At 69.5% G+C, this 24,751-nt stretch carries 24 protein-coding genes and 1 tRNA gene; 16 read left to right on the top strand and 9 right to left on the bottom strand.

Going from position 1 to position 24,751, the window contains the following annotated elements:
* The first annotated feature begins 422 nt into the window (after positions 1 to 422).
* Together ACIBLA_RS08680 and ACIBLA_RS08675 are read left to right on the top strand one after the other, a co-directional pair.
* Positions 423 to 884 (top strand): YwqJ-related putative deaminase, encoded by a 462-nt coding sequence (locus tag ACIBLA_RS08680; protein ID WP_363243259.1) that lies wholly within the window; start codon positions 423 to 425, stop codon positions 882 to 884.
* A gap of 7 nt (positions 885 to 891) precedes the next feature.
* Positions 892 to 1,380 (top strand): SUKH-3 domain-containing protein, encoded by a 489-nt coding sequence (locus tag ACIBLA_RS08675; RefSeq protein WP_363243226.1) that lies wholly within the window; start codon positions 892 to 894, stop codon positions 1,378 to 1,380.
* 21 nt (positions 1,381 to 1,401) lie between these two features.
* Here the strand turns inward: ACIBLA_RS08675 and ACIBLA_RS08670 are convergent, their stop codons facing one another.
* Entirely contained in the window at positions 1,402 to 2,748 is a 1,347-nt protein-coding gene (locus tag ACIBLA_RS08670; protein WP_363243228.1) for a histidine kinase, read from the bottom strand.
* Between the two features lie 157 nt (positions 2,749 to 2,905).
* On the opposite strand from ACIBLA_RS08670, the gene ACIBLA_RS08665 reads away from it, so the two are divergent.
* The 7 genes from ACIBLA_RS08665 (at position 2,906) to ACIBLA_RS08635 (ending at position 8,516) form a co-directional block, all read left to right on the top strand.
* Positions 2,906 to 3,760, top strand: coding sequence for a hypothetical protein (locus ACIBLA_RS08665; protein WP_399198170.1), 855 nt, complete (start codon positions 2,906 to 2,908; stop codon positions 3,758 to 3,760).
* A 28-nt stretch (positions 3,761 to 3,788) separates the two neighbouring features.
* Positions 3,789 to 3,863: transfer RNA gene (locus ACIBLA_RS08660), tRNA-Gln, on the top strand.
* 114 nt (positions 3,864 to 3,977) lie between these two features.
* A complete protein-coding gene (gene glmU / locus ACIBLA_RS08655; RefSeq protein WP_399198169.1) occupies positions 3,978 to 5,426 on the top strand; it encodes a bifunctional UDP-N-acetylglucosamine diphosphorylase/glucosamine-1-phosphate N-acetyltransferase GlmU in 1,449 nt (482 codons plus the stop codon).
* Positions 5,427 to 5,536: 110 nt separating this feature from the next.
* Complete coding sequence (locus ACIBLA_RS08650; RefSeq protein ID WP_363243231.1) at positions 5,537 to 6,514, top strand: ribose-phosphate diphosphokinase; 978 nt, start codon at positions 5,537 to 5,539, stop codon at positions 6,512 to 6,514.
* 203 nt (positions 6,515 to 6,717) lie between these two features.
* Positions 6,718 to 7,308, top strand: coding sequence for a 50S ribosomal protein L25/general stress protein Ctc (locus ACIBLA_RS08645; RefSeq protein ID WP_363243232.1), 591 nt, complete (start codon positions 6,718 to 6,720; stop codon positions 7,306 to 7,308).
* A gap of 75 nt (positions 7,309 to 7,383) precedes the next feature.
* On the top strand, positions 7,384 to 7,980 hold the full coding sequence (pth, locus tag ACIBLA_RS08640) for an aminoacyl-tRNA hydrolase (protein WP_363243233.1): 597 nt from the start codon (positions 7,384 to 7,386) through the stop codon (positions 7,978 to 7,980).
* 65 nt (positions 7,981 to 8,045) lie between these two features.
* Positions 8,046 to 8,516: a hypothetical protein gene (locus tag ACIBLA_RS08635; protein ID WP_363243234.1), complete on the top strand. Its 471-nt coding sequence runs from the start codon at positions 8,046 to 8,048 to the stop codon at positions 8,514 to 8,516.
* 77 nt (positions 8,517 to 8,593) lie between these two features.
* Here ACIBLA_RS08635 and ppc read toward each other — a convergent pair whose 3' ends face one another.
* The gene (ppc, locus tag ACIBLA_RS08630) at positions 8,594 to 11,323 is read right to left on the bottom strand and encodes a phosphoenolpyruvate carboxylase (RefSeq protein WP_399198240.1); all 2,730 of its coding nucleotides are present in this window, start codon (positions 11,321 to 11,323) and stop codon (positions 8,594 to 8,596) included.
* Positions 11,324 to 11,604: 281 nt separating this feature from the next.
* Between ppc and ACIBLA_RS08625 the strand changes: the two genes are divergently transcribed.
* From ACIBLA_RS08625 to ACIBLA_RS08615, 3 genes are all read left to right on the top strand, one after another.
* Positions 11,605 to 12,642 (top strand): acyl-CoA desaturase, encoded by a 1,038-nt coding sequence (locus ACIBLA_RS08625; RefSeq protein ID WP_399198167.1) that lies wholly within the window; start codon positions 11,605 to 11,607, stop codon positions 12,640 to 12,642.
* The gene (locus tag ACIBLA_RS08620) at positions 12,639 to 13,334 is read left to right on the top strand and encodes a TetR/AcrR family transcriptional regulator (RefSeq protein WP_363243236.1); all 696 of its coding nucleotides are present in this window, start codon (positions 12,639 to 12,641) and stop codon (positions 13,332 to 13,334) included. Before ACIBLA_RS08625 ends, ACIBLA_RS08620 begins: the two co-directional genes overlap by 4 nt.
* Positions 13,335 to 13,417: 83 nt before the next feature.
* A complete protein-coding gene (locus ACIBLA_RS08615; RefSeq protein WP_363243237.1) occupies positions 13,418 to 14,779 on the top strand; it encodes a hypothetical protein in 1,362 nt (453 codons plus the stop codon).
* A gap of 71 nt (positions 14,780 to 14,850) precedes the next feature.
* Here ACIBLA_RS08615 and ACIBLA_RS08610 read toward each other — a convergent pair whose 3' ends face one another.
* Both ACIBLA_RS08610 and ACIBLA_RS08605 read right to left on the bottom strand, forming a co-directional pair.
* Positions 14,851 to 15,213 carry a VOC family protein gene (locus tag ACIBLA_RS08610; protein WP_363243238.1) on the bottom strand — a complete coding sequence of 121 codons (363 nt, stop codon included), beginning with the start codon at positions 15,211 to 15,213 and terminating at the stop codon, positions 14,851 to 14,853.
* A complete protein-coding gene (locus ACIBLA_RS08605; RefSeq protein WP_363243239.1) occupies positions 15,213 to 16,082 on the bottom strand; it encodes a trans-aconitate 2-methyltransferase in 870 nt (289 codons plus the stop codon). Before ACIBLA_RS08605 ends, ACIBLA_RS08610 begins: the two co-directional genes overlap by 1 nt.
* Positions 16,083 to 16,213: 131 nt before the next feature.
* Here ACIBLA_RS08605 and tamR point away from each other — a divergent pair, with 131 nt between their 5' ends.
* The gene (gene tamR, locus ACIBLA_RS08600) at positions 16,214 to 16,711 is read left to right on the top strand and encodes a MarR family transcriptional regulator TamR (RefSeq protein WP_363243241.1); all 498 of its coding nucleotides are present in this window, start codon (positions 16,214 to 16,216) and stop codon (positions 16,709 to 16,711) included.
* A 216-nt stretch (positions 16,712 to 16,927) separates the two neighbouring features.
* On the opposite strand, the gene ACIBLA_RS08595 is transcribed toward tamR, so the two are convergent.
* Positions 16,928 to 17,698 carry a LuxR C-terminal-related transcriptional regulator gene (locus tag ACIBLA_RS08595; protein WP_399198166.1) on the bottom strand — a complete coding sequence of 257 codons (771 nt, stop codon included), beginning with the start codon at positions 17,696 to 17,698 and terminating at the stop codon, positions 16,928 to 16,930.
* A 256-nt stretch (positions 17,699 to 17,954) separates the two neighbouring features.
* Here ACIBLA_RS08595 and ACIBLA_RS08590 point away from each other — a divergent pair, with 256 nt between their 5' ends.
* Entirely contained in the window at positions 17,955 to 18,398 is a 444-nt protein-coding gene (locus ACIBLA_RS08590; RefSeq protein ID WP_363246695.1) for a GNAT family N-acetyltransferase, read from the top strand.
* Between the two features lie 62 nt (positions 18,399 to 18,460).
* Here the strand turns inward: ACIBLA_RS08590 and galK are convergent, their stop codons facing one another.
* From galK to galT, 3 genes are read right to left on the bottom strand one after another with little or no spacing between them, the layout of a single operon-like run.
* Positions 18,461 to 19,627: a galactokinase gene (gene galK / locus ACIBLA_RS08585; protein WP_363246694.1), complete on the bottom strand. Its 1,167-nt coding sequence runs from the start codon at positions 19,625 to 19,627 to the stop codon at positions 18,461 to 18,463.
* Positions 19,624 to 20,592, bottom strand: a complete 969-nt coding sequence (gene galE, locus ACIBLA_RS08580; RefSeq protein ID WP_363246693.1) for a UDP-glucose 4-epimerase GalE — start codon at positions 20,590 to 20,592, stop codon at positions 19,624 to 19,626. The genes galK and galE overlap by 4 nt, the downstream gene beginning before the upstream one ends.
* Positions 20,589 to 21,644, bottom strand: a complete 1,056-nt coding sequence (gene galT / locus ACIBLA_RS08575; protein ID WP_399198165.1) for a galactose-1-phosphate uridylyltransferase — start codon at positions 21,642 to 21,644, stop codon at positions 20,589 to 20,591. The genes galE and galT overlap by 4 nt, the downstream gene beginning before the upstream one ends.
* Positions 21,645 to 21,865: 221 nt before the next feature.
* Between galT and ACIBLA_RS08570 the strand changes: the two genes are divergently transcribed.
* Entirely contained in the window at positions 21,866 to 23,548 is a 1,683-nt protein-coding gene (locus ACIBLA_RS08570; protein ID WP_399198164.1) for a sodium:solute symporter family protein, read from the top strand.
* A 20-nt stretch (positions 23,549 to 23,568) separates the two neighbouring features.
* Positions 23,569 to 23,886, top strand: coding sequence for a hypothetical protein (locus tag ACIBLA_RS08565; protein WP_399198163.1), 318 nt, complete (start codon positions 23,569 to 23,571; stop codon positions 23,884 to 23,886).
* Positions 23,887 to 23,897: 11 nt separating this feature from the next.
* Here ACIBLA_RS08565 and ACIBLA_RS08560 read toward each other — a convergent pair whose 3' ends face one another.
* Positions 23,898 to 24,605, bottom strand: coding sequence for a LuxR C-terminal-related transcriptional regulator (locus ACIBLA_RS08560; RefSeq protein WP_363246689.1), 708 nt, complete (start codon positions 24,603 to 24,605; stop codon positions 23,898 to 23,900).
* Positions 24,606 to 24,751 lie beyond the last annotated feature (146 nt).

Raw genomic sequence — 24,751 nt, 5'->3', positions numbered from 1 at the left:
TTCGACACAGCCTATGCGGTGAAGCAACAGGGGACGCCGCCCCTCCGCCCCGCCTCCACCACGCTCCCGTCACGCGCCAGTCCTGCCGCAGCGCCGCCGCCACGCCTCGCCCAGGCACCCGTTCGGGTACCGGTGACAACCGGTCACCGCAGGTCACGCAGCGACGACGGCGCGCGGTGATACCGCCCCGGCTTCCCCACGACGTGTCACATTTGGCAGGCTGTCCCCCGCAACTCGGGGGATTGCGTGGGGATTGCGTAGGGAGGGACAACGCTTTGCACACAGCACAACAGGACACATCGGGAGATCCACGCCTCGGCCCGCCTGGACACCTCGGCACGGACGTCGCCGGGGACGGTACGGCGCGGACCACAGCACCCCCCGTCGGTGACACCTCGGGAGACGCCTCCGGAGACCCGCGCCTGAGTTGGAGCAGCACCGAACCGCACCGCCCGCCCGCACTCCGGCACCGCCGCGACGGAATCCTGCCAGCCGTCGCCGCCGCCCTCTCCGTGCGTGGCGAAAATCTCACGTGCACCGCCGGCAAGGCCGACCAACCGCCCGCCCTGCACCCCCTCGTACAGGACTTCCTGGACACCCTCACCAGCGGCCAGCGGGAACGATTCACCGGCCGCTGCCCCGAAGCCATCCTGCTGTCCCGGCATCTCACCGCCGTCGACGGCGCCCGCTCCAAGCGCGCCCAGCGCAAGCCACTCACCCACGGCGAGGCCCGCCGCTCCCTCAAGCACGCCAAACTCACCGCACGCCGCATCCGCGAGGACGGCGACCCCCTCCACGGCAGTTACGCGCCGCCCTGCCGCTCCTGTACGGCGATGCTCGCCCACTTCGGCGTACGCCCCGTCGACCCGACGCAGAACGGCTGACCACCCCGTGTCCGACCTCACCACCACCCGCTTCCCCGTCGCCGTCGACGCCGCCCTGCGCGAGGCCGGCTGGCAGCCGGGCCACCGGGACATGCGGCAGGCCGAGGAGTGGGCGGACACGCTGCGCGCCCACACCACCCCGGCCGGGCACGTGCACGCCGTGTTCGCGGCCGTCGTCGAGATCTGGGCGGAGTTCGGCGGGCTGACCGTGACCGGGACCGGACCGGGGCGGCAGATCGCGCCGACGACCGTACGGTTCGACCCGCTGGCCGGCATCCACCTCGCCCGTACGCTCGGAGACCTCGGGCGCTCCCTCGACACGGAGATCAGCCCGATCGGCGAGGAGGGCGACGGACAGGCCGTACTCGCCGTCGACGCCACCGGACGCGTCTACTCCATCGACCACACCGGCGACTGGTACCTGGGCCCGCACATCGACCAGGCACTCACCGCGCTGGTGACCGGAGCGCAGCCGCAACGGCTGACATCCGACTGAGACAGCCGCCGCCCGGCACCCCTACGCGGCGGCCCGGTCCGGCAGCACCGCCGACACCCGGAAACCCCCCGCGTCCGTCTCCCCCGACACGAACACCCCGCCCAACGCGTGCACCCGCTCCCGCATCCCCACCAGCCCGTTCCCGCCACTGGGCAGCCGGGCATCGCCGGCGCCGTACGACGGACCGTTCTCCACCTGCATCGCGATCTCGGCCTCCCGGTGCGCCAGGCGCACCATGACCTTCGCCCCCGCCGCGTGCTTGTGCACGTTCGTCAACGCCTCCTGCACCACCCGGTACGCGGTCTGCTCCACCTCCGGCGCGTACGCCCGCGACTCCCCCTGCACCGCCAGCTCCACCACCATCCCCGCGTCCCGAGACTGACCGACCAGTGTCTCGATGTCGCCCATACCGGGCCCCGCCTCGGCAGCGGCGGCAGCCGCCGCCGCTGCGGCGACACCCACCGAGGCCAACGGCACCGTGGCACGGCCCACTCCGCCCTCCGGCCCCGCGTCAGCCACCTTCCGCGCCGCCTGCTGCTCCCCGGCGCGCAGCACACCCAGCATCTCCCGCAACTCCGTCAACGCCTGCCGCCCCATGTCCCCCACCAGCGCGGCGTTCTTCACGGCCTTCTGCGGATCCTTCAACGCCACCGCCTGCAACGCGGCGGCATGCACCACCATCAGGCTCACCCGGTGCGCCACCACGTCGTGCATCTCACGCGCGATACGCGTGCGCTCCTCCGTACGAGCCCACTCCGCCCGCTGCTCGGCCCGGTCGGCGAGCAGCGACAACTCCTGCTCCAGACTGTCGGCCCGCTCCCGCAAGCTCTCCATGAGCCGGCGCCTGGCTCCCACATAGAGGCCGAGGAGCACGGGCGGCAGCGCCACGCTCAGCGACATGAAGACGGCGATCAGCGGGATGTACCACCGCGTCGCGTCCGCGAGATCCGTGCCCACGACATCCTGCCGCGTCCGTACGAAGGCGACAATGAGCGTCCCGACGAGCGACATCCCGGACAGCGCGCCGATGATCCGGCGGGGCGCGTCGGACGCGGCGAGCGAGTAGAGCCCGACCACGGAGAGCAGAACGCCCATCTCGGCGGGGGTCACGGCGACGGAGACGAGCACCACGGCCATCGGCCACCGCCGCCGCAACAGCAGCACGGACCCGACCACCACCCCGAAAACGACCCCGAGGGGCACCGGCAACTGGGCACTGCCCGCGAACCGGATCCCTTCGAACGCACACTCCAGGGCGGACACACCGGCCAGCCCCACATCCAGCACGACGCTGCGCCGCCGTGTCCACCACCAGAGCCCGCGGGTGGTCAAACCCTCGGGCTCCTGGTGTGCCCCCGTTGTGGTCATACCGTCCAGCCTACGGGCGCTCGCGACTCAATTTCCGGCGAGTGCAAACAGCACGGGAACGGGCCCCGCACAAGGAGAACGGACGTCGATCACACGATCCGGCGAACCGACCACACATTCGAGCCGGACGTCCGCATTCCGGACGAGGATGTCCTACATGACAGCACTGAACGGCAAATACGCGGACTTCGAGGTACTTCGAGAGCAGGCGGTGGCACTGCGACGGGAGGGCCTGAGCCGCCGCCAGATCCGCGACCGGATCCACGTCGACAACAACGACATCCTGAACCGCCTGCTGGAGGGCGAACCGGCCCCGGACTGGACGAGGCGGCCGAACGCGAAGGACGACCTGCGGGCCAAGGCGCGGGAGCTACGACTCCAGGGGCTCACGTACGACCAGATACAGCTGGAGCTGGGGTGCTCGAAGGGTTCGATCTCGCTGTGGGTACGGGATCTGCCGAAGCCGCCAAGGCAGACGCGCGAGGAGGCATCGGCGAGAGGCAGGCGCGGGTGGGAGGCGACGCTCGAACGGCGCGAACGGGAGCGCCAGGAGACGAAGCGCGCAGCCACCGAGAGCATCGGCACCATGTCGGACCGGGAGCTGTTTCTGGTCGGAGTCGGTCTGTACTGGGCCGAGGGAACGAAGGACAAGCCCTACGCTCGGCGGGAGCGCGTGACGTTCGTGAACAGTGACCCAAGCATGATCAGGATCTTCCTGGCCTGGCTGGACCTGCTCGACATTCCGAGGCAGCGGCACACGTATCACGTAATGATCCACGAGAGCGCTGATGTCGCCGAGGCGGAGAGGTTCTGGGCGGAATTGACCCGGTCGGGCGCCGAGCGCTTCGGCAAGACAACACTCAAGAAGCACAACCCGAAAACCGTCCGCAAGAACACCGGCGAGACCTACCACGGTTGCCTGGTCATCCACATCCAGCAAAGTGCCGACCTATACCGTCGCATCGAGGGCTGGTGGTGCGGCATAGTGGAGGCGGCCAAGTCGGCAGAATAAAAACTGTCCGATTTGGTCGCACTTACTATCCCCTGTGGTGTAATCGGCAACACGGGTCACTTTGGATGATTTGTTCCAGGTTCAAGTCCTGGCAGGGGAGCCAGCAAGCTCGGGTCCTGACCTCTCCGGTCAGGACCCGCCTTCGTTTCCGCCCCGAAACCCCCCGGTATCCTGCGGATGTCCGTACGCCAAGCATCCGAAGCCGAAGGGCATTCCCGTGAGCGCCAATCGCCCGGCCGCCGTCGTCGTTCTCGCAGCGGGTGAGGGCACCCGCATGAAGTCGAAGACACCCAAGGTTCTGCACGAGATCTGCGGGCGCTCGCTCGTCGGTCATGTCGTCTCCGCCGCGCGGGAGCTGGAGCCCGAGCATCTCGTGGTCGTCGTCGGGCATGCGCGGGAGATGGTGGAGGGGCATCTGGACGGGACGTACGACGGGGTGCGTACCGCGTTCCAGGCGGAGCAGAACGGCACCGGGCACGCCGTCCGGATGGCCCTTGAGGAGTTGGGGCAGGTCCCCGACGGGACCGTCGTCGTCGTGTGCGGGGACACCCCGCTGCTGTCCGGGGCGACGCTCGCCGCGCTCGCCGAGCGGCACGAGAAGGACGGCAACGCCGTGACCGTGCTGACGGCCGAGGTGCCGGACGCGACCGGGTACGGGCGGATCGTGCGGGACGAGGCGAGCGGCGCAGTCGTCGGGATCGTGGAGCACAAGGACGCGACGGACGAGCAGCGCGCGGTGCGGGAGATCAACTCCGGGGTGTTCGCGTTCGACGGGCGGTTGCTGACGGAGGCGCTCGGCAAGGTCCGTACGGACAACAGCCAGGGCGAGGAGTATCTGACCGATGTCCTTGGCATCCTGCGCGAGGCGGGGCACCGCGTCGGCGCCTCGGTCGCGCCGGACCACCGCGAGATCCTGGGCATCAACAACCGCGTGCAGCTGGCCGAGGCGCGCCGGCTGCTGAACGAGCGGCTGTTGGAGCGGGCGATGACCGCCGGGGTGACGGTGGTGGATCCGGGCTCGGTGCTGATGGATGTGATGGTGACGTACGAGCCGGACGCGATCGTGCATCCGGGTACGCAGTTGCTGGGTGCGACGCATCTGTCGGAGGGTTCCGAGGTGGGCCCCAACTCCCGGCTGACGGACACGACGGTGGGCGTGAACGCCCGTGTGGACAACACGGTGGCCATCGACTCGGAGGTTGGCGAGGGGGCTTCGGTGGGCCCGTTCGCGTATCTGCGGCCCGGTACGAAGCTTGGCGTGAAGTCGAAGGCCGGGACGTTCGTGGAGATGAAGAAGGCGACGATCGGCGACGGTTCGAAGGTGCCGCATCTGAGTTATGTGGGTGACGCGACGATCGGCGAGCACACGAACATCGGTGCGGCGAGTGTGTTCGTGAACTACGACGGTGAGTCGAAGCACCACACGACGATCGGCTCACACTGCAAGACAGGTTCGGACAACATGTTTGTGGCGCCTGTCACTGTCGGGGACGGTGCTTACACCGCCGCGGGGTCGGTCATCACGAAGGACGTGCCGTCGGGTTCGCTGGCCGTCGCGCGGGGCCAGCAAAGGAATATCGAGGGTTGGGTGGCTCGTAAGCGTCCGGGAAGTGCCGCCGCGCAGGCCGCCGCCGCTGCCGCCGAGGAGCTGGCGCTCGAAAGCTGACCGGAAACAGGCGCCGCGTACAGCGCGTACCGTGATAGATGCTCACGTTCGGCTGGCTCGCAGGGACGCGCGGGTGCAGCGGCAATCAACACGTCTGAGGAGACTGTGCTGTGACCGGGATCAAGACGACCGGCGAGAAGAAGCTGATGCTCTTCTCCGGCCGCGCCCACCCCGAGCTGGCCGAGGCGGTCGCCCATACGCTGGGTGTCGGGATAGTGCCTACGAAGGTATTCGATTTCGCCAACGGTGAGATCTACGTGCGGTATCAGGAGTCGGCCCGTGGTGCGGACTGTTTTCTGATTCAGAGCCACACCGCTCCGATCAATAAGTGGATCATGGAGCAGTTGATCATGATCGATGCTCTGAAGCGTGCCTCGGCCCGGAGCATCACTGTGATCGTCCCCTTCTACGGTTACGCCCGCCAGGACAAGAAGCACCGTGGGCGTGAACCGATTTCGGCCCGTCTGGTCGCGGACCTGATGAAGACGGCGGGCGCGGACCGCATCCTGACCGTGGATCTCCACACGGATCAGATCCAGGGCTTCTTCGACGGTCCGGTGGACCATCTGTTCGCGCTGCCGATCCTGGCGGACTACGTGGCGACGAAGGTCGACCGTACGAAGTTGACGGTGGTCTCGCCGGACGCCGGCCGGGTACGGGTCGCGGACCGCTGGTGCGACCGGCTGGACGCGCCGCTGGCGATCGTGCACAAGCGCCGTGACAAGGATGTCGCCAACGAGGTGACGGTCCATGAGGTCGTGGGCAATGTCGAGGGCCGGGTGTGTGTCCTGGTGGACGACATGATCGACACGGGTGGCACGATCTGCTCCGCCGCGGACGCGCTGTTCGCGCACGGCGCCGAGGATGTCATCGTGACGGCGACGCATGGTGTGCTGTCGGGTCCGGCCGGGGACCGGCTGAAGAATTCGAAGGTGAGCGAGTTCGTCTTCACGGACACGCTGCCCGATCCGGGCAATCTGGAGATGGACAAGATCACGGTGCTGTCGATCGCGCCGACGATCGCGCGGGCGGTGCGTGAGGTGTTCGAGGACGGTTCGGTGACCAGCCTCTTCGACGAGCAGGCGTAGTACGTTCGCCGCACACGCGGCAGTGTGAAGATCGATTTCTGGGGCGGCCTCCCCGCCGGGTAGACTCACCGAGTTGCTCGGCGAGGGAGGCCGCTTTCATTCGCGGCTGTCCGTTATCGACGCGCTCTTCGTAGCAGGCCTGTCGTGGCCGGGTGACCAGCAGTCTCAATATCGCCCGTGTGTCATCTACGAGGAGTGCAGTCATGGCTGAGGTCAAGATCGCCGCTGAAGTCCGGTCCGAGTTCGGCAAGGGCGCCGCCCGCCGTACCCGTCGTGAGAACAAGGTTCCCGCGGTCATCTACGGTCACGGAGCCGACCCCGTTCACATCTCCCTGCCGGGTCACGACCTGATGATGGCGCTCAAGACGGCCAACGCCCTGCTGAGCATCGACATCGAGGGCCGCAAGGAGCTGGTCATCCCCAAGGCCGTCCAGCGTGACGCGCTCAAGGGGTTCATCAAGCACGTCGACCTGCTCGCGGTGAAGCGTGGCGAGAAGGTCACGGTCGAGGTCGCGGTGCACACCGAGGGTGAGCTGGCCCCGGGCCCGTTCCTCCTGGAGAACGTGCTGAGCACTCTCACCGTCGAGGCCGAGGCCACGCACATCCCCGAGTCTGTCACGGTCTCCGTCGAGGGCCTGGAGGCGGGCGCCTCCATCCTCGCGAAGGACGTCCCGCTGCCCGAGGGCACGACGCTGGTGACCGACGAGGAAGCGGTCGTCATCCAGGTGCTGGCCGCGCAGGCGGAGGAGCCGGCGGCCGAGGAGACCACCGAAGAGGCCCCCGCCGAGGCCTGAGCCTGAGTCTGAGGGTGGCGGGCAGGTGCCCGCCACCCTGTTCTTCTTCGTACGTCCCGAGGAGACGCAGCGCAGATGACGACCGATGTCACCGCCCCGTGGCTGATCGTGGGCCTGGGCAATCCCGGCCCCGGTTACGCGGCCAACCGCCACAACGTCGGTTTCATGGTGGCCGATCTCCTCGCGGGCCGGATCGGCGGCTCGTTCAAGCGCGCGCAGAAGGCCCAGGCGCAGGTCCTGGAGGGCCGGGTGGGGCCGATGGGGCCGGGCAGCCGGCGGGTGGTGCTGGCGAAGCCACTGTCGTTCATGAATCTGTCCGGGGGCCCGGTCGCCGGGCTGCGGGACTTCTACAAGGTGCCGACGGCCAACATCGTGGCGGTTCATGACGAGTTGGACATCGACTACGGCATGCTGCGGCTGAAGCTGGGCGGCGGGGACAACGGCCACAACGGTCTGAAGTCGATGACGAAGTCGATGGGCCCGGACTACCACCGGGTGCGGTTCGGGATCGGCAGGCCGCCAGGGCGGATGCAGGTGGCCGACTTCGTACTGAAGGACTTCTCCTCCGTGGAGCGCAAGGAGCTGGAGTTCCTCGTGGACCGCGCGGCGGACGCCGTGGAGTGTCTGGTGACGGAAGGGCTGGAGCGCGCGCAGAGCGCGTACAACTCCTGACAACAACGACCATTTTTCTGCCACAAGTTGACCGACCGCGTCCGGATGGCCAAGTATCGCCGTCCATGAAGCCGAGCTCGTCGCAGAGGGCACTGTCGGTCGGCCGTCGGGCCGCGATGGCGTGCGTCGCCGCGCTGTTGCTCGCCGCGGGATTCTGGACATCCTGGGACACGGCGCAGCATGTGCTGCTCTCCAAGGGCCGTGAGCACGGGACGCTGTCGGTCACCGAGTGCGGCGATACGGCGTGTATGGGCACGTACGACCCCGAGGGCGCGGCCGGACCGCGCGCCGGGACGCCCATCGAGCGGTCGGTGGCGGTGAAGAAGGGCCAGGAGTACGACGTGGTGCTGAAGCCCGGATCCGACGAACTGGTCCGCGCGGGCTCGTCCGGCGCGCTGCTCGCGTGGGTTCCGCTCGGCGGTGCGCTGCTGCTGGCGGCGCCGGTGGTCGGTGGCGGGCTGCGGCTGACGCGTACGGCGTGGGGTACGGCGCTGGCGGGCGCGGCGCTGCTGGGGGCGGCGTTCTTCGCGCTCTGAGCACCCTGGGCGCTCTGAGGGCGAAGAGTCGCGTTCCGTGCGGTGGGCCGGGGCGCCCCGACCGACCGCACGCACGCTCAGCCGGTGTTGCGCAGCCCCGCCGCCACCCCGTTCACCGTCAGCAGCAGTGCCCGCGAGAGCAGCGGGTCCGGTGCCTCCTCGCGGGCCGCCGCCGCGCGCTGGCGCGCGAGCAGCGAGACCTGGAGGTAGGAGATCGGGTCGAGGTAGGCGTCGCGGATGGCGAACGTCTGCCGCAGCACGGGGTTGGAGCCCAGCAGCTCCCCACTGCCGGTGATCCGCAGGACCTCCCGCACCGTGAGCGCGTGTTCGGCCTCGATGGCGGTGAAGACGTGCTTCAGCTCGTCGGGCACGAGGGTGTCCACGTAGTGCCTGGCGATCCGCAGGTCGGTCTTGGCGAGCGTCATCTCGACGTTGGAGAGGAAGTTCTGGAAGAAGTGCCAGTGCTCGTGCATCTCGTCCAGGACCGGGTCGAGACCCGATTCGCGCAGCGCCTTGAGGCCGGAGCCGACTCCGTACCAGCCGGGGACGATCTGCCGGGACTGCGTCCAGCCGAAGACCCACGGGATGGCGCGCAGCCCGTCGAGTCCGGCGCCGGAGTCCGGGCGCCGGGAGGGGCGGGAGCCGAGGTGCAGGTCGGCCAGCTGGTCGACGGGGGTCGCGGCGAAGAAGTACGCGGGCAGGTCCGGGTCTTCGACGAGCTTGCGGTACGCGCTGTGGGCGGCGTCCGAGACGGTGTCCATCGCGGCGTCCCAGCGTGCCAGTGCCTCGTCGGACTGGCGGGGCGCGGTGTGCAGGGCGGACGCCTGGAGGGTGGCGGCCACGGTCAGTTCCAGGTTCTCCCTGGCGAGGGCGGGGATCAGGTACTTGTCGGAGATGACCTCGCCCTGTTCGGTCACCTTGATCTCGCCCTCCAGGGTGCCCCAGGGCTGCGCGAGGATCGCGTCGTGCGAGGGGCCGCCGCCGCGGCCGACGGTGCCGCCGCGGCCGTGGAAGAGCCGCAGGCGCACGCCGTAGCGGTGCGCGACGTCGCGCAGTCGGCGCTGGGCGCGGTGGATCTCCCACTGGCTGGTGGTGATGCCGCCGAACTTGGAGGAGTCGGAGTAGCCGAGCATGACCTCCTGGACGTCGCCGCGCAGTGAGACGAACCGCCGGTAGGAGGGGTCGGCCAGCATCTCGTCGAGGATGATGTCGGCGGCGCGCAGCTCGTCGGTGGTCTCCAGGAGCGGCACGATGCCGATCTTCGCCCAGCCGGCGTGCAGGTCGACGAGTCCGGCCTCGCGGGCGAGGACGGCGGCGGCGAAGACGTCGTCGGCGCCCTGGCACATCGAGATGATGTAGGACTCGATGACTTCGGGGCCGAAGCGCTGGAAGGCCTGCTTGACGGTGTGGAAGACGCCGAGGGTCTTCTCGCCCGCGGCGTCGAGCGGGGCCGGGGTGGGGGCGAGGGGGCGGCGGGAGCGCAGCTCCTTCGCGAGGAGCTTCTGCCGGTACTCGCGCGGCATGTCCGCGTACCGCCAGGACTCCTCGCCGAGACGGTCGAAGAGCTGGCCGAGCGCGTGGTGGTGGGCGTCGGCGTGTTCGCGTACGTCCATGGTGGCGAGCTGGAGGCCGAACGCGGCGAGCGTGCGGATGGTGCGGTCCATGCGGCCGTCGGCGAAGAGTCCGCCGCGGTGGGAGCGCAGGGAGTCCTGGATGAGGGTGAGGTCGGCCAGCAGTTGCGTGGTGCCGAGGTAGTCGCGGCCTTCGCTGTGCGGGGTGCCCTTGGCGAGCCGCTCGCGGGTGTTGACGAGCTTCTGCCGGATGCAGGTGGCCTTGAGGCGGTACGGCTCCTCCGCGTTGAGGCGCTTGTAGCGGGGGCTGATCTCGGGGAGGCGGTCGAGGTCGGTGGCGAGCGAGTCCAGGAGTTCCTGGGTGGCGCCGGCGTACCGGATGGAGTTGGAGAGCTGGCCGCGCAGCTGGTCGATGAGTTCGAGTGCGTCGGTGATGCCGTGTTCGTGCTGGAGGATCAGCACTTCCCAGGTGACGGCGGGGGTGACGTTCGGGTTGCCGTCGCGGTCGCCGCCGATCCAGGTGCCGAAGCTGAGCGGGCGGGTGCCGGGGGGCAGTTCGACGCCGACGCGCTCCAGTTCGGCGACGAGGTCTTCGAGGACGTCGCCGACGGCTTCGGCGTGCAGTTCGTCGAGGTAGTAGATGGCGTTGCGGGCCTCGTCGGCGGGCTCGGGCCGTACGACGCGCAGCTCGTCGGTCTGCCAGATGAGGTCGATGGACTCCGCGAGCCGCAGGTCGTGGCGGCGCCGGTCGGTGGCGATGACGGGGACTTCGAGGAGTTCGGCGATGCGGCGGAGCTTGTTCAGTACGGAGCGGCGCGCGGCTTCGGTGGGGTGCGCGGTGAAGACGGGGCGCACGCTGAGGTTCTTGACGGTGGCGCGCAGATGGTCGGGGTCGGCGTCCTTGAGGCGGTCGGCGGTGCGGGCGAGGAGCCCGCCCTCGGCCTCCCGGCGGTCGCGCATCTCGCGGCCACGGTGGACCTGCTCGGTGACGTTGGCGAGATGGAAGTAGGTGGAGAAGGCGCGGACGAGCTTGGCGGCGGTCTCCAGGTCGGTGTCGCCGAGCAGTGCGGCTGCTGCTTCGCCGTCCTCGCGGGTGAGGGCGCGGACACGCTCGACGAGGTCGAGGAGTTCGGGGCCCTCCTGGCGTACGAGGGTTTCGCCGAGGAGGTCGCCGAGCCGGCGGATGTCGGAGCGCAGCTCGACGTTGGCGGCCGTTGCGTCGTCGGGGGACGGCAGATGGGTCGACGAGGTCGACGGCAGGTCGGTGATCGGGGTCTGGTCGGCACTGCTCACAGGTGCGGCTCCTTGCAGTGTTCGAGCACGTCGGGAGGAGAAGTTCTGGAGAGACTGTTCGACCGGACCGCGCTGTCCGACGTCACAAGGATAGGTGTCCTTCGCGCGTCGTTATCCACAGGCCCCTTGTCGCGTGCACTCTCGCTGCCATACTTACGTTGCCGTAGGTTACGCACCCGTAAACGGGCAGAATGCCGCATTCCACACCCCCAGGGGACACACCCATGTCGACAAGCCCTGACGTTCTCGGCGACTCCTCACAGGCCCAGCCTGCGCCGGACGGTTCCTCCGCACTCTCCGCTTCTTCCGCTTCTTCCGCTCCCGTCGGTTCCTCTGTTCCTTCCGCCACGCTCGGCGGGGAGAGCAAGCGTTCGCTGGAGCAGATCACGCTGCTCCTGTTCATCGTCGTCCCGTTCATCGCCCTGCTCGGCGCCGTTCCGCTGGTCTGGGGCTGGGGCGTGAGCTGGCTCGATCTGGGTCTGCTCGTGGCGATGTATTTCATCGGCTGCCATGGCATCACCGTCGGCTTCCACCGCTATTTCACGCACGGCTCGTTCAAGGCGAGGCGCCCGCTGCGGATCGCGCTGGCCGTGGCGGGGTCGATGGCCGTGGAGGGTCCGGTGGTCCGCTGGGTCGCCGATCACCGTAAGCACCACAAGTTCTCTGACGCGGAGGGCGACCCGCACTCGCCGTGGCGGTTCGGCGAGACGCTTCCCGCGCTGATGAAGGGCCTGTGGTGGGCGCACATCGGCTGGCTCTTCGACGAGGAGCAGACGTCGCAGCAGAAGTACGCGCCGGATCTGATCCGGGACCCGGCGATCCGGCGGGTCTCGCGGCAGTTCCTGCTGTGGGCGTTCGTGTCGCTGGCGATCCCGCCGCTGGTCGGCGGGCTGGTGACGATGTCGTGGTGGGGCGCGTTCACGGCGTTCTTCTGGGGCTCGCTGGTACGGGTGGCGCTGCTGCACCACGTGACGTGGTCGATCAACTCGATCTGCCACGCGGTGGGCAAGCGCCCCTTCAAGTCGCGTGACCGGTCAGGCAATGTGTGGTGGCTGGCGGTCTTGTCCTGTGGCGAGTCATGGCACAACCTGCACCATGCGGACCCGACGAGCGCTCGGCACGGTGTGCTGCGGGGTCAGATCGACTCCAGCGCGCGGCTGATCCGGTGGTTCGAGGCTTTCGGCTGGGTGCACAGTGTGCGCTGGCCCGACGCGGCACGGCTGGAGGCCCGGCGGAAAATTGACCATCCCAACGCGGCATGATTGGCAACGTGGCGATCGACGGCGGTAAGAGCGACACCGACAAGAGCCGGACCCCGAGCGCGCCGCCCCGGCGCTCCCGCCGGGTGCGGATGACCGGCAAGGAGCGTCGCGAGCAACTGCTGGACATCGGCCGCACCCTGTTCGCCGAGAAGGGCTACGAGGGCACGTCGGTGGAGGAGATCGCGTCGAAGGCGGGCGTCTCCAAGCCGGTGGTGTACGAGCACTTCGGCGGCAAGGAGGGGCTGTACGCGGTCGTGGTCGACCGGGAGATGCGCCAGCTGCTCGACATGGTGACGAGTTCTCTTACGGCGGGCCATCCGCGTGAGCTGTGCGAGCAGGCGGCGTTCGCGCTCCTCGACTACATCGAGGAGTACACGGACGGGTTCCGCATCCTGGTCCGCGATTCGCCGGTGGCGCAGTCGACCGGCACGTTCGCCTCGCTGATCAGCGACATCGCCACGCAGGTCGAGGACATCCTCGGCATGGAGTTCAAGGCCCGCGGCTTCGACCCGAAGCTGGCCCCGCTGTACGCGCACGCCCTGGTGGGCATGGTGGCGTTGACGGGCCAGTGGTGGGTGGACACCCGCCGTCCGAAGAAGAACGAGGTGGCGGCGCATCTGGTGAATCTGGCGTGGCACGGCCTCGGCAATCTGGAGGCGAAGCCACGCCTGATAGGGCATCGCAAGGTGTGAGCGCCGGGCTGGAACCGTCCGGCCGGATTCCGCGTGGTGTCCTGACGACTGTCGGCCGGTGGCGGGCGACCAAGGGGGACACGATGAGAGTTCGGTCGGGGGCGATGGTGAGCGTGGCGCTGTCGGCGTCTTTGGCGCTGGTGGCGTGCGGTCCGGAGAAGGAGAAGGAGTACACGGGCGCGGAGCCTTCAGAGGCGTCCGCGGCCGTGGCGGCTCAGTTCGCACCGCTGGTACGGCTCCACCAGAAGGAGTCGCTGAAGCCGATGGACGCGACGCGATTCATCGAGCGGTCCGTGCTGCGCTTCGACCACGACGGGTTCTGTCGTGACGAGGAGCCGGTGGCCGACCCGGTCGACCCGCGGCGGTTGGCGGCGCGTAAGGATCCCTACGAGCACCAGATCGTCGAGCCGGGGAAACCGTCGTCGAAGCCGGTGAGCTGCCCCGGGCACGGGGAGAAGAAGCGCGCCTCGACCGAGGTCGGCGGCGGGTTCTATCTCGACCCGCCGGAGGAGGTGCGGAAGGGCGAGGGCACCGACGCGCCGGTGTACTGGGAGCACCACAAGGACAAGAGCGATCCGGCGCGCACGGCGTACGTGTACTGGTTCTTCTACGCCTACAACAAGCTGAACCCCGGCAACAGGCACGAGGGCGACTGGGAGCGCGTCGCGGTCCAGTTGCGCGACGGCAAGCCGGAGGCCGTGACGTTCGCCAAGCACGGCAGCGATCCGTGCAGCGTCAAGTGGTCGAAAATGAATCCGAGCGACGGGCATCCGACGGTGTACTCGGCGCTCGGTTCACACGGTTCCTACGCGACTGAGGGACCCCACTGGGAACCCTTCTTGGACCGGACCTCGGACGACGGCCCCAAGTGGAACACTTGGGAAAATGTTCGCCCCGTCGACCGTGAGCCCTGGTGGGGGTACGGCGGCTGGTGGGGCGCGCAGCAACATGTGAAGGGGTTCAACGGGCCGATGGGCCCGTACCCGAACCGTCAACTGCCCAACATCTTCACCGACGAACCGTGCAAGGACGCCGACAAACCGCCGGCGGATCCGCCCCAGGAGAAGCCCGAGGAGCAGCCCGCGCCCAAGTCGCCCAAGACAAAGGAGGGGGCGATCAAGCGGTACGAGGAGTTCCTCCACGCCGTGGGCCGGGAGGACATCGACACGGTCTGCGAGGTGGCCGGTCCGGCGGCGAAGCAGGCCGAGGACCAGGGCTTCGGTCCGTGCGAGTCGACGTTCCTCATCACGTTCCAGATGATCTCGCCGACGCAGAAGAAGGCTCTGCAGACCGCGACGGTCGACCCGCAGCGCGTCATAGAGCAGGCGCCCGACAAGTACGAGATGCCGGCCGATTCGGTCAAGGCGTCCGTCACCTTCACCGAGGAAGAAATCGGAAACTCCATCCTGGAGTACATGAAGGACGAGTGGTACGTCGTCGACTGACACCGCACGCCGGGGCGCCACGTTCTCGTGGCGCCCCGGTACGCGGATGTCGCCCGCCGCTCAGGTCCCGCTCAGGTCACCGGCTCCAGGAACTCCAGCCGGTTGCCCACCGGGTCGTCGGAGTAGAAACGGCGGTGGCCCGGCAGATTGTCGTCCCAGGTCACCGAGGCGCCGCGGGCCGCGAGGCGGGTCGCGTAGGCCGCGATGCCGGTGACCCGCAGGCCCGGATGGGCCTTTCTCGCCGGGCGGAAGCCCGCCTCGACACCGAGGTGGAGCTGTACGGCTCCGGCCTCGAACCAGCAGCCGCCGCGCGCCGCGAGGGCCGGCGGCTTGGGGATCTCCGTCATGCCGAGGATGTCGGCGTAGTACGTGCGCAGCGCGTCCTCCGAGCCCGCCGGGGCGGCCAGTTGGACATGGTCGACGGCCGCGATCATCAGGCCCGCCTCCGCGCGACCGCGAAGACGCGGCGGAACGGGAACACCGTGCCGTGCGGGCCCGGCGGGTAGGCCTTGCGGAGCAGGTCGCCGTACTGGCCGAGGAATTCCGCCGCCTCCTGCGGGTCGTCGGCGAGTTCGGTCAGGACGGGGCGCAGGGCCGTGCCCTTGACCCAGTCCAGCACCGGGTCCTCGCCGGAGAGCAGTTGGAGGTACGTGGTCTCCCAGGCGTCCGTCGTGCAGCCGAGGTCCGTGAGGCGGACCAGGTAGTCGGCCGGGTCCAGGATGTGGACGAAGCGCCGGCCGTGGCTGTCGAGGCGGCTGCTCCAGCGCGGGGTCTCGCACAGTTCGCCGAGGAGCGCGTGGCTGGGGGCGGTGAAGTTGCCGGGGACCTGGAAGGCGAACGTGCCGCCGGGGGTGAGGGCGTCGATCCAGGCCGCGAAGGATTCGGCGTGGTTGGGGACCCACTGGAGTGCGGCGTTGGAGACGATCAGGTCGTACGGCTCCTCGGGTGTCCAGTGCGCGGCGTCGGCGGGCCGGAAGTCCAGCCGGCCGCCGCCGGACGTGGGGCCGGCGTACTCCTGCTCGGCCCGTGCCAGCATCTCGGGCGAGAGGTCGAAGCCGGTGATGTGGGCGGTGGGCCAGCGGTCGGCGAGGAGCGCCGTGACGTTGCCGGGGCCGCAGCCGATGTCGGCTATCCGCGCGGGCCGGCCCGTCGCGGGCAGCTCGGGGATCCGGGCCAGCAGATCCAGGAAGGGGCGGGTGCGGTGCGCGGAGTGGTGGAGGTACTGCTGCGGGTCCCAGGTCGGTGCGGTAGTGGCCGCGTGGCTGTTCGCTGGAGTCGTAGCCGAACCGGCTGTCGAACGCATGTGTGAAGCCCCCTCGGGATACGGAGCGGACGAGCGCATTCCCGTCCGCGCCCGACCATGCCCAAGCCTGCCTCCAAGTATATCTTGACGTCAAGAGACTTCATGTCGACAGACCAACTACACTGATCGCCATGGAGGACGAGGTCGACCGTCTGGTCGCAGCATGGCGCCGGGAGCGGCCGGACCTCGACGTGGAACCGCTTGAGGTGCTCAGCCGCGTCAGCAGGCTCGCGCGCCATCTCGACCGGGCCCGGCGCCTGGCGTTCTCGGAGCACCATCTGGAGCCGTGGGAGTTCGACGTGCTGACCTCGCTGCGGCGGGCCGGCGCGCCCTATCAGCTCTCCCCCGGCCAGCTGCTCACCCAGACCCTGGTCACCTCGGGCACCATGACCAACCGCATCGACCGGCTGGCGAAGAAGGGCCTGGTCGAGCGGCTGCCCGACCCAAGCGACCGGCGCGGGGTGCTCGTACGGCTCACCCCCGAAGGGCGCGACCGCGCCGACCAGGCGCTGGCCGGGCTGCTCGCCCAGGAACGCGCGATCCTCGCGGAGCTGTCACGCGGCCAGCGCGGCGAACTGGCCGCGCTGCTGCGCCGGTTGACGGCACCGTTCGACAACATCCCCGGCTGAGACGCGACAGGCCCGGGGGCCAGACCGACAAGGCACCCCCTAGGCCGTGTTTTAGAAGTCCCGCCTGCCCCACGGCGCCCGGCACGCACACTCGCGGCGTTGTCGGAGTCGCCCAAGTACGCCCAGTACGAGAGCGATCCTCCGCCTTGCGATCGCACGCACCGGACACCGTGGGGCCCGCCCTGCGGGCGGACGGCGCTACTTCTAAAACACGGCCTAGCCGACCCGCACCGCGTCCGTGCCGCCCAGGTCCGCCGGGCCCACTCCCGCCCGGCGGGCCAGGGCGACCGCCGCGAGCGTCGAGTGCACACTCAGCTTCCCGAGCACGTTCTGCATGTGCGTACGGACCGTGTGCGGGGACAGGAAGAGGCGCTCGGCCACCGCCTTGCGGCCCAGGCCCGCCACCATGCAGCGCAGGACCTCCAGCTCGCGCGGCGTCAGCGAGTCGACCAGCAGTTCGCTGTCCGTGCGGTGCTTGCGCGCGGCGGTCAGCTCCCGCAGGACGTTCGTGAGCAGCGCGGGCGGCAGATGCGTCTCGTCGCGCAGGACGCCCCTGATCACGGCCAGCAGCCGTTGCAGCGAGCAGTCCTTGGCGACCCAGCCGGACGCACCGGCCTGTAGCGCGAGCGCCGCGCGGCTCGGGTCGTCCTTCTCCGCGAGGACGACGCAGCGTACGGACGGCTGCGCCGAACGGACGCCCGCGACCAGCGAGATGCCGTCGACGAGCCCGAGACCGCCGTCGCCGTTGTCGGGGACGGCGCGGGCCACCGGGCCGCTGCCCGGACCCGCGACGATGCCCAGGTCGGCGTCGACCAGCAGCACGTCGTACCTGCGCCCCTCGGCCGCCGCCCGGTCGAGACAGCGCAGGGCCACGGGGCCGCTGCCCGCGGCGGCGACGTCCACGTCCGGCTCCGCCGCGAGGGCGGCTGCCAGCGACTCGGCGAATATGCGGTGGTCGTCCACCACGAGAACCCTGATACGGACCAATTGACACCCCCAGAGGTCGGGGCACGGACGACGCGGGTACGGCGCCCGGTGGAGCGGGGTTCGCGTCGCGTGGACACTGTGCCGCCACGGCCGCCGCCGTGCGGCTGCCCACCCACCCCGGGCGTCGTACCCGACTGTCTCGCTTCCCTGATCAGCACCGGCCCCCACCGGTGCTGTGCATCAGCGTACGGGCGGGGGCCGGGAGCGGAAGAGTATTTGCAGAACTGATCGGTGACGGCTGGTTAGGCTGACGCCTATGTTTCGTATCGAGACAGAAGTTGACAAAGATCGACGTGCCTTGCTGGGCGAGCGGATGCGGGCGACCAACACGGCCCGTTCACCGGTCCTGCGGGAGCTGCGGGGGTCGGCAGACGACGAGGAATTCCCGCTGCACGTCTGGTTGATGGACGAGTCGACGGGCGAACTGGCAGGCGGCCTCGCGGCGCACGTGTGGGCACGCTGGCTCCATGTCGACCTGCTGTGGGTGGACGAGGCGCACCGCGGCACGGGCCTCGGCACCCGCCTCTTGTCGGAGGCGGAGGACCTGGCCCGCACCCGCGGCTGCCTCCACGCACGCCTGGAGACCTGGGACTTCCAGGCCCCGGCGTTCTACCGCCGTCAGGGTTACGACCTGGCCGGCCACATCCCGGACTACCCGCCGGGCGTCACGGAGTACTTCTTCACCAAGCGCCTGGCCTGAGCACCTGGCCCGAGTGCCTGGCCCGACCGGCGCGACCGGCGCGACCGAGGATCCCCGCCCCCTCAGCCCACCCGGTGCGCCCCGCGCGACGGGACCGCCGGGAAGATCCGGGGAGCCGTGAAGCCCGCCGCGGCGAATGACTCCAGGACCGCCTTCGTCACCGTGGCTCGGCTGTCGTCCCGTGACTCCAGCAGCACGATCGCCGAGCCGCCGAAGCCTCCGCCCGTCATACGCGCCCCCAGCGCGCCCGCCGCGACCGACGACGAGACCACCAGGTCCAGTTCGGCGCACGAGACCCGCAGGTCGTCGCGGAGCGAGGTGTGTCCCTCCGTGAGGATCGGGCCCGCCGCGCGGACGTCGCCCGCGTCGAGCAGGGCGATGGTCCGCTCCACGCGGTGGTTGTCGCTCACGACATGGCGGACACAGCGGCGTACGTTCTCGTCCTCACCAGCCAGCCGTTCCAGCGCCGCGGGCAGATGCGCGTACTCCACCTCACGCAGCGTGCGTGCGCCGAGCGCCCGCGCGCCGGTCTCGCACCAGGCGCGTCGTTCCGCGTACGCGCCGTCTCCCAGCTTGTGCTTCACCCGCGTGTCCACGACCAGCAGTTGGAGCCCGACGGCAGCCAGGTCGAAGGGGACCTGGCGCTGCGAGAGGTCGCGGGTGTCGAGGTACAGCGCGTGGCCCTCGGTGCAGCAGGCGGAGGACATCTGGTCCATGACACCGCACGGGACGCCGACGAAGTCGTTCTCGGCTCGCTGCGCGAGCACCGCCAACTCGGGTGCCGAGAGGCCGAGTTCGTACAGGTCGTTCAGCGCGAGCGCCGTCACGACCTCCAGCGCCGCCGACGACGAGAGTCCCGCGCCCGTCGGCACGGTCGACGTGAGATGGATGTCGGCGCCGCCCACCGCGTGCCCCGCCTCGCGCAGCGCCCACACCACGCCCGCCGGATACGCGGCCCAGCCGGTGTCGGAGAGCGGCACCAGCTCGTCGGTCCCGAGCCGCATCACACCGCCCCGAGTGTCGGCGGAGTGCACGCGCAGCACGCCGTCCGCCCGCCGCGACACCGCCGCGACGGCGGTGTGCGGCAGCGCGAGCGGCATCACCAGGCCCTCGTTGAAGTCGGTGTACTCGCCGATCAGGTTCACCCGGCCGGGCGCGGCCCACACACCCTCGGGCGCCGCGCCGTACAACTCCTGGAACTGCGCCGCTACGGCCTGCGCACCGCTCACCCGTGTGTCTCCTCTCGGCGTGCGAACGCCCACGCGTCCGCGACGATCCCCGCCAGGTCGGCGCGGCTCGGGCTCCAGCCCAGGCGCTCGTGCGCGGTGGCGGCGGAGGCGACCAGGACCGCCGGGTCGCCCGCGCGGCGCGGGGCCGCGACCTCCGGCACCGGGTGCCCGGTGACCGTACGCACGGTCTCGATGACCTCGCGGACGGAGAACCCGCTGCCGTTGCCGAGGTTGCAGACCAGGTGCTCGCCCGGCGCCGCAGCCTTCAGTGCGAGCAGATGCGCGTCGGCGAGGTCGGCGACATGGATGTAGTCGCGTACGCACGTGCCGTCCGGCGTCGGGTAGTCGTCCCCGTACACGGCGATCGACTCCCGCTCGCCGAGGGCGACTTGCAGCACCAGCGGGATCAGATGCGACTCGGGGTCGTGGCGCTCGCCGTAACTCCCGTACGCGCCCGCCACGTTGAAGTACCGCAGCGAGACCGCGGCGAGCCCGTGGGCCACGCACTCGCCGCCGATCATGTGGTCGACGGCCAGCTTGGACGCGCCGTACGGGCTGGTCGGCGCGGTCGGGTCGGTCTCGGTGATCGGGGAGGAGACGGGCTCGCCGTACGTCGCCGCCGTCGAGGAGAAGACCAGCCCGCGCACATCCGCCGTACGCATCGCCGCCAGCAGCGCCATCGAGCCGCCGACGTTGTTGTCCCAGTACTTCTCGGGCTTCTGGACGGACTCGCCGACCTGCGAGAACGCGGCGAAGTGCAGCACCGCGTCGTAGGAGGGGTCGAGCCACTTGGCCGCGTCGTGCACCCGGCCCTCGATGAAGTCGGCGCCCGCCGGGACCGCTTCCCGGAAGCCGGTGGAGAGGTCGTCGAGGACGGTCACCTCGTGCCCGGCCTCCAGCAGATGCGTGGCGACCACGCTGCCGACATACCCCGCGCCGCCCGTCACCAGATACTTGCCACTCACGCGCTCGCTACCTCTCGCAGTCTCTCGGCCGCGGTCTCCGGCGGCACGTCGTTGATGAAGACGCCCATGCCGGATTCGGATCCCGCGAGGAACTTCAGCTTGCCGGACGTGCGGCGAATGGTGAAAAGTTCCAGGTGCAGCGCGAAGTCCTCGCGCCCGGCGGCGCGGAACGGCGCCTGGTGCCAGGCGGAGATGTACGGCGTCGGCGACTCGTCCCCGCCCGGACTCCCGAAGATCCGGTCGAATCGCCGCAGCAACTCCAGGTAGACGCCGGGGAACTCGGCCCGCGCCCCCTCGCCCAGCCCTCGCAGATCCGGCACCCGCCGCAGCGGATAGAGGTGCACCTCGTACGGCCAGTGCGCCGCGTACGGCACGAAGGCCACCCAGTGCTCGCCCTGAAGAACCACCCGGCCGGCGGATCGCTCGCGCGCCACGACGTCGTCGAAGAGATTGCGTCCGGTGGCCGCCCGGTGCTCGGCCACCGACCGGGACATCCGTTCGGTTCGCGGGGTGACGAAGGGGTACGCGTAGATCTGCCCGTGCGGATGGCCGAGCGTCACACCGATCTCGGGCCCGCGGTTCTCGAAGCAGAACACCTGCTCCACCTGCGGGAGTTCGGCGAGTTCGGCGGTGCGGTCGGTCCATACGCCGAGGACGAGACCGGCCTGCCGCTCGGTGAGATCGGCGAAGGAGGCCTCGTGGTCGGCGGTGAAGCAGACGACCTCGCAGCGTCCGGCGTCCCCGGCGAGTGAGGGGAAGCGGTTCTCGAAGACGACCACGTCGTAGTCGCTGTCCGGGATCTCGCTGAGCCGGCCGGCGGCGGCGTCGGTGGGGCAGAGCGGGCACTCGCCGGCGGGCGGATGGTACGTACGGCCCTGGCGGTGCGAGGCGACGGCGACCGAGTCGCCGAGCAGCGGGTCGCGGCGGATCTCGGAGGTGGTGGAGATCGGTTCGAGGGGCCGCCGGTCCACGGCGTCGCGTACGGCGTCGTCACGGGAGTCGTAGTAGATCAACTCCCGGCCGTCGGCGAGCGCCGTCACCGTCTTCTTCATCGATTTTTCCTCCGGCCGCACCCGAGCCCGAACCCACACCCCAACAGATTCAAACATAACTAACCACAAGTCCACACGCACGTCAACGGTCACACCACTCGATCACGATCGAACAAAGAACACCATCAAAAGTGTTCAGTTTCGGTAATGGCAGGCGTAAGTTCCGACGGAGTCAACCGTTCCACGGATGTAAACGTTCACGCGACGAAGCGAGTACCCGCATGCAGTCCCCCACATATCACCTCGCCGAAGGACTTCGGCTCCCCACCAACGGACTCGACTACACGATCCTGGCGATCTACTTCATCGTCGTCCTCGGCATCGGCTTCGCCGCACGGGCGAGCGTCAGGACGAGCCTCGACTTCTTCCTCTCCGGCAGATCCCTGCCGGCCTGGGTCACCGGCCTCGCGTTCGTCGCCGCCAACCTGGGCGCGACCGAGATCCTGGGCATGGCCGCGACCGGCGCGCAGTACGGCGTGGCCGTCGTGCACTGGTACTGGATCGGCGCGATCCCCGCCATGGTCTTCCTCGGCCTGGTGATGATGCCGTTCTACTACGGCTCCAAGGTGCGCTCCGTCCCCGAGTTCCTGCTCCAGCGCTTCGACAAGTCGGCGCACCTGCTCAGCTCGGTCCTCTTCGCCTTCGCCGCCATCCTCATCGCGGGCGTCAACCTCTACGCCCTGTCGATCGTGGTCGAGGCGCTGCTCGGCTGGCCCCAGTGGGTGTCGATCGTCGTGGCCGGGTTCTTCGTCCTCGCGTACATCACCGTCGGCGGGCTGTCGTCGGCGATCTACAACGAGGTGCTCCAGTTCTTCGTCATCCTCGCCGCGCTCATCCCCCTCACCGTCCTCGGCCTCAAGCGGGTCGGCGGCTGGGACGGACTGACCGACTCGCTCACCGCGAGCAAGGGTGACAACTTCCTCAGCGCCTGGGGCGGTACGGGCATCGGCGACGCCAACCCGCTCGGCGCGAACTGGCTGACGATCATCCTCGGTCTCGGCTTCGTCCTCTCCTTCGGCTACTGGACGACGAACTTCGCCGAGGTGCAGCGCGCGCTCTCCGCGAAGAACCTCTCCGCCGCCAAACGCACCCCTCTGATCGCCGCGTTCCCGAAGATCTTCATCGTCTTCGCGGTGATGATCCCCGGCCTGGTGGCCGCGGTGATCGTGCCGAAGATAGGCACGGCGGGCTCGGACCTCACGTACAACGACGCGATACCGCTGCTGATGCAGGAGTTGCTGCCCAACGGTGTGCTCGGGATCGCCGTCACTGGTCTGATGGCCGCCTTCATGGCCGGCATGGCGGCGAACGTGTCGTCCTTCAACACCGTCTTCACCACCGACATCTGGCAGAAGTACGTGGTCAAGGACCGTGAGGACACGTACTACCTGCGCTTCGGACGCCTCATCACCGCGATCGGGGTGCTCGCCTCCATCGGCACGGCCTTCATCGCCGCCAGCTTCTCCAACATCATGAGCTACCTCCAGACCCTGTTCTCCTTCTTCAACGTGCCGATGTTCGTGGTCTTCATCATCGGCATGTTCTGGAAGCGGGCCTCGATGAAATCCGGCGCCTGGGGGCTGGTCGCCGGTACGACGGCCGCGATGGTCAACTACTTCTGGATCTACAAGCAGGGCGTCATCGACATACCCAGCGACCAGGGCGCCAACTTCGTCTCCGCGATCGTCGGCTTCGTCGCCGGCGCCGTGGTGATGGTCGCCGTCACCCTGTTCACCGCGCCGAAGCCGGAGTCCGAACTCGCGGGCCTGGTGTACGGGACGACGTCGCCCGGCATGAGCGAGGCGCCCGCCGAGGGCGACGACGCGTGGTACCGCAGTCCCGCTCTCCTCGGCTGGGGCGCGATCGTCCTCGCCGCCCTCTGCTACATCCCCTACTCCTTCTGACCGAAACGGAGGCACACACCATGTCCGACCTGCACAAAGAAGTCTCCGAACTGGAAGGCAAGTCCGCCACGGCGGCCCGCCTGTTCGACATCCGGCTCATCATCGGCGGTCTGTTCACGCTGTACGGGGTGATCGTCACCGTCGCCGGTGTCTTCGTGTCCGACGCGGACATGAAGAAGGCCGAGGACGTCAACATCAACCTCTGGACGGGGCTGGCGATGCTGGCGCTCGGCCTGTTCTTCCTCGGCTGGATGAAGCTGCGGCCGACAGAGATACCGCCGCCGACGGCGGCCACGACGGACGAGCCCGGCACCAGCGCCCTGAAGTCTCAGGACTAGCCCGCGGGTTTTCAGTCGCCGGGCGGGCCGTCCTTCGCCCCGTCCGGCGACACCGTCCCGGCCGCCCGGTCCAGCAGCCCCGTCCGCGCGGCCAGCGCCGCGGCCCCCAGCCGGGAGCCGACGCCCAGCTTCATCAGGACCCGCTGCACATGCGTACGGGCGGTGCTCGGCGCGATGCCCATACCGGCGGCGATCAGCCGGGTGTCCTCCCCCTCGGCGACCCGCACCAGCACCTCGATCTCGCGCGGGGTGAGCATCCGCAGCAGCCGCTGCCCCTCGTCGTCCGGCTGCGCCGCCGGATTCAGCAGCTCGGTGAACGCCCCCTGCAACAGCCCCGGCGCGACGGCCGCGTCGCCCGCCCGCGCCTTCACGATCGCGCGCTCGACACCCTCGATGCGCTCGTCGTGCCGTACGTATCCGCATGCCCCCGCCGCGAAGGCGGCGGCGATGCCCCGAGGGTTCGGCACCGGGCCGAGCACCACGACCGCCACCTGTGGGCGGTCGCGTCTGATCCGTACGATCGGGTCGAAGGCGCCGGGCTCGGCCGGTGCCGCGGTCCCCATGAGACACACCTCGGGCGCCCGGCTCACGACGAGTTCGGCGGCGCCGGCCGTGGGCGCCGCGGCGGCGAGCACCCGGTGCCCGCGCAGTTTCAGGGCCGAGGCAAGCGCCTCGGCGAGTAGTCGGTGGTCGTCAACCACCATGAGCCGTACCCCCATTGAGCAACCCCATCCCCGCCGCCTGCGGGCGCCCCCCGGCCCCCCTTAGACCCGGCAAGCTACACGCTCGCCCGAGGCCGCGCGCCCTCGTACGGCCAACAAGACTCCTAAATGTCGAATTCGCAACTATCTTGAAGACAATTCAG

The organism is Streptomyces sp. NPDC050433, from assembly GCF_044458565.1.
Classification (GTDB): domain Bacteria; phylum Actinomycetota; class Actinomycetes; order Streptomycetales; family Streptomycetaceae; genus Streptomyces.
This window is presented reverse-complemented; position numbering and strand designations above follow the sequence as displayed.

Excerpts from the sequence above, each read along its gene's own strand:
- ACIBLA_RS08645 (WP_363243232.1), top strand. The coding sequence starts at position 6,718 with ATGGCTGAGGTCAAGATCGCCGCTGAAGTCCGGTCCGAGTTCGGCAAG.
- ACIBLA_RS08625 (WP_399198167.1), top strand. The coding sequence starts at position 11,605 with ATGTCGACAAGCCCTGACGTTCTCGGCGACTCCTCACAGGCCCAGCCT.
- ACIBLA_RS08590 (WP_363246695.1), top strand. The coding sequence starts at position 17,955 with ATGTTTCGTATCGAGACAGAAGTTGACAAAGATCGACGTGCCTTGCTG.
- ACIBLA_RS08610 (WP_363243238.1), bottom strand. The coding sequence starts at position 15,213 with ATGATCGCGGCCGTCGACCATGTCCAACTGGCCGCCCCGGCGGGCTCG.
- ACIBLA_RS08620 (WP_363243236.1), top strand. The coding sequence starts at position 12,639 with ATGATTGGCAACGTGGCGATCGACGGCGGTAAGAGCGACACCGACAAG.
- tamR (WP_363243241.1), top strand. The coding sequence starts at position 16,214 with ATGGAGGACGAGGTCGACCGTCTGGTCGCAGCATGGCGCCGGGAGCGG.
- ACIBLA_RS08565 (WP_399198163.1), top strand. The coding sequence starts at position 23,569 with ATGTCCGACCTGCACAAAGAAGTCTCCGAACTGGAAGGCAAGTCCGCC.
- ACIBLA_RS08570 (WP_399198164.1), top strand. The coding sequence starts at position 21,866 with ATGCAGTCCCCCACATATCACCTCGCCGAAGGACTTCGGCTCCCCACC.
- ACIBLA_RS08615 (WP_363243237.1), top strand. The coding sequence starts at position 13,418 with ATGAGAGTTCGGTCGGGGGCGATGGTGAGCGTGGCGCTGTCGGCGTCT.
- ACIBLA_RS08560 (WP_363246689.1), bottom strand. The coding sequence starts at position 24,605 with ATGGGGGTACGGCTCATGGTGGTTGACGACCACCGACTACTCGCCGAG.
- galT (WP_399198165.1), bottom strand. The coding sequence starts at position 21,644 with ATGAAGAAGACGGTGACGGCGCTCGCCGACGGCCGGGAGTTGATCTAC.
- ACIBLA_RS08635 (WP_363243234.1), top strand. The coding sequence starts at position 8,046 with ATGAAGCCGAGCTCGTCGCAGAGGGCACTGTCGGTCGGCCGTCGGGCC.
- pth (WP_363243233.1), top strand. The coding sequence starts at position 7,384 with ATGACGACCGATGTCACCGCCCCGTGGCTGATCGTGGGCCTGGGCAAT.
- ACIBLA_RS08665 (WP_399198170.1), top strand. The coding sequence starts at position 2,906 with ATGACAGCACTGAACGGCAAATACGCGGACTTCGAGGTACTTCGAGAG.
- ACIBLA_RS08670 (WP_363243228.1), bottom strand. The coding sequence starts at position 2,748 with ATGACCACAACGGGGGCACACCAGGAGCCCGAGGGTTTGACCACCCGC.
- ACIBLA_RS08605 (WP_363243239.1), bottom strand. The coding sequence starts at position 16,082 with ATGCGTTCGACAGCCGGTTCGGCTACGACTCCAGCGAACAGCCACGCG.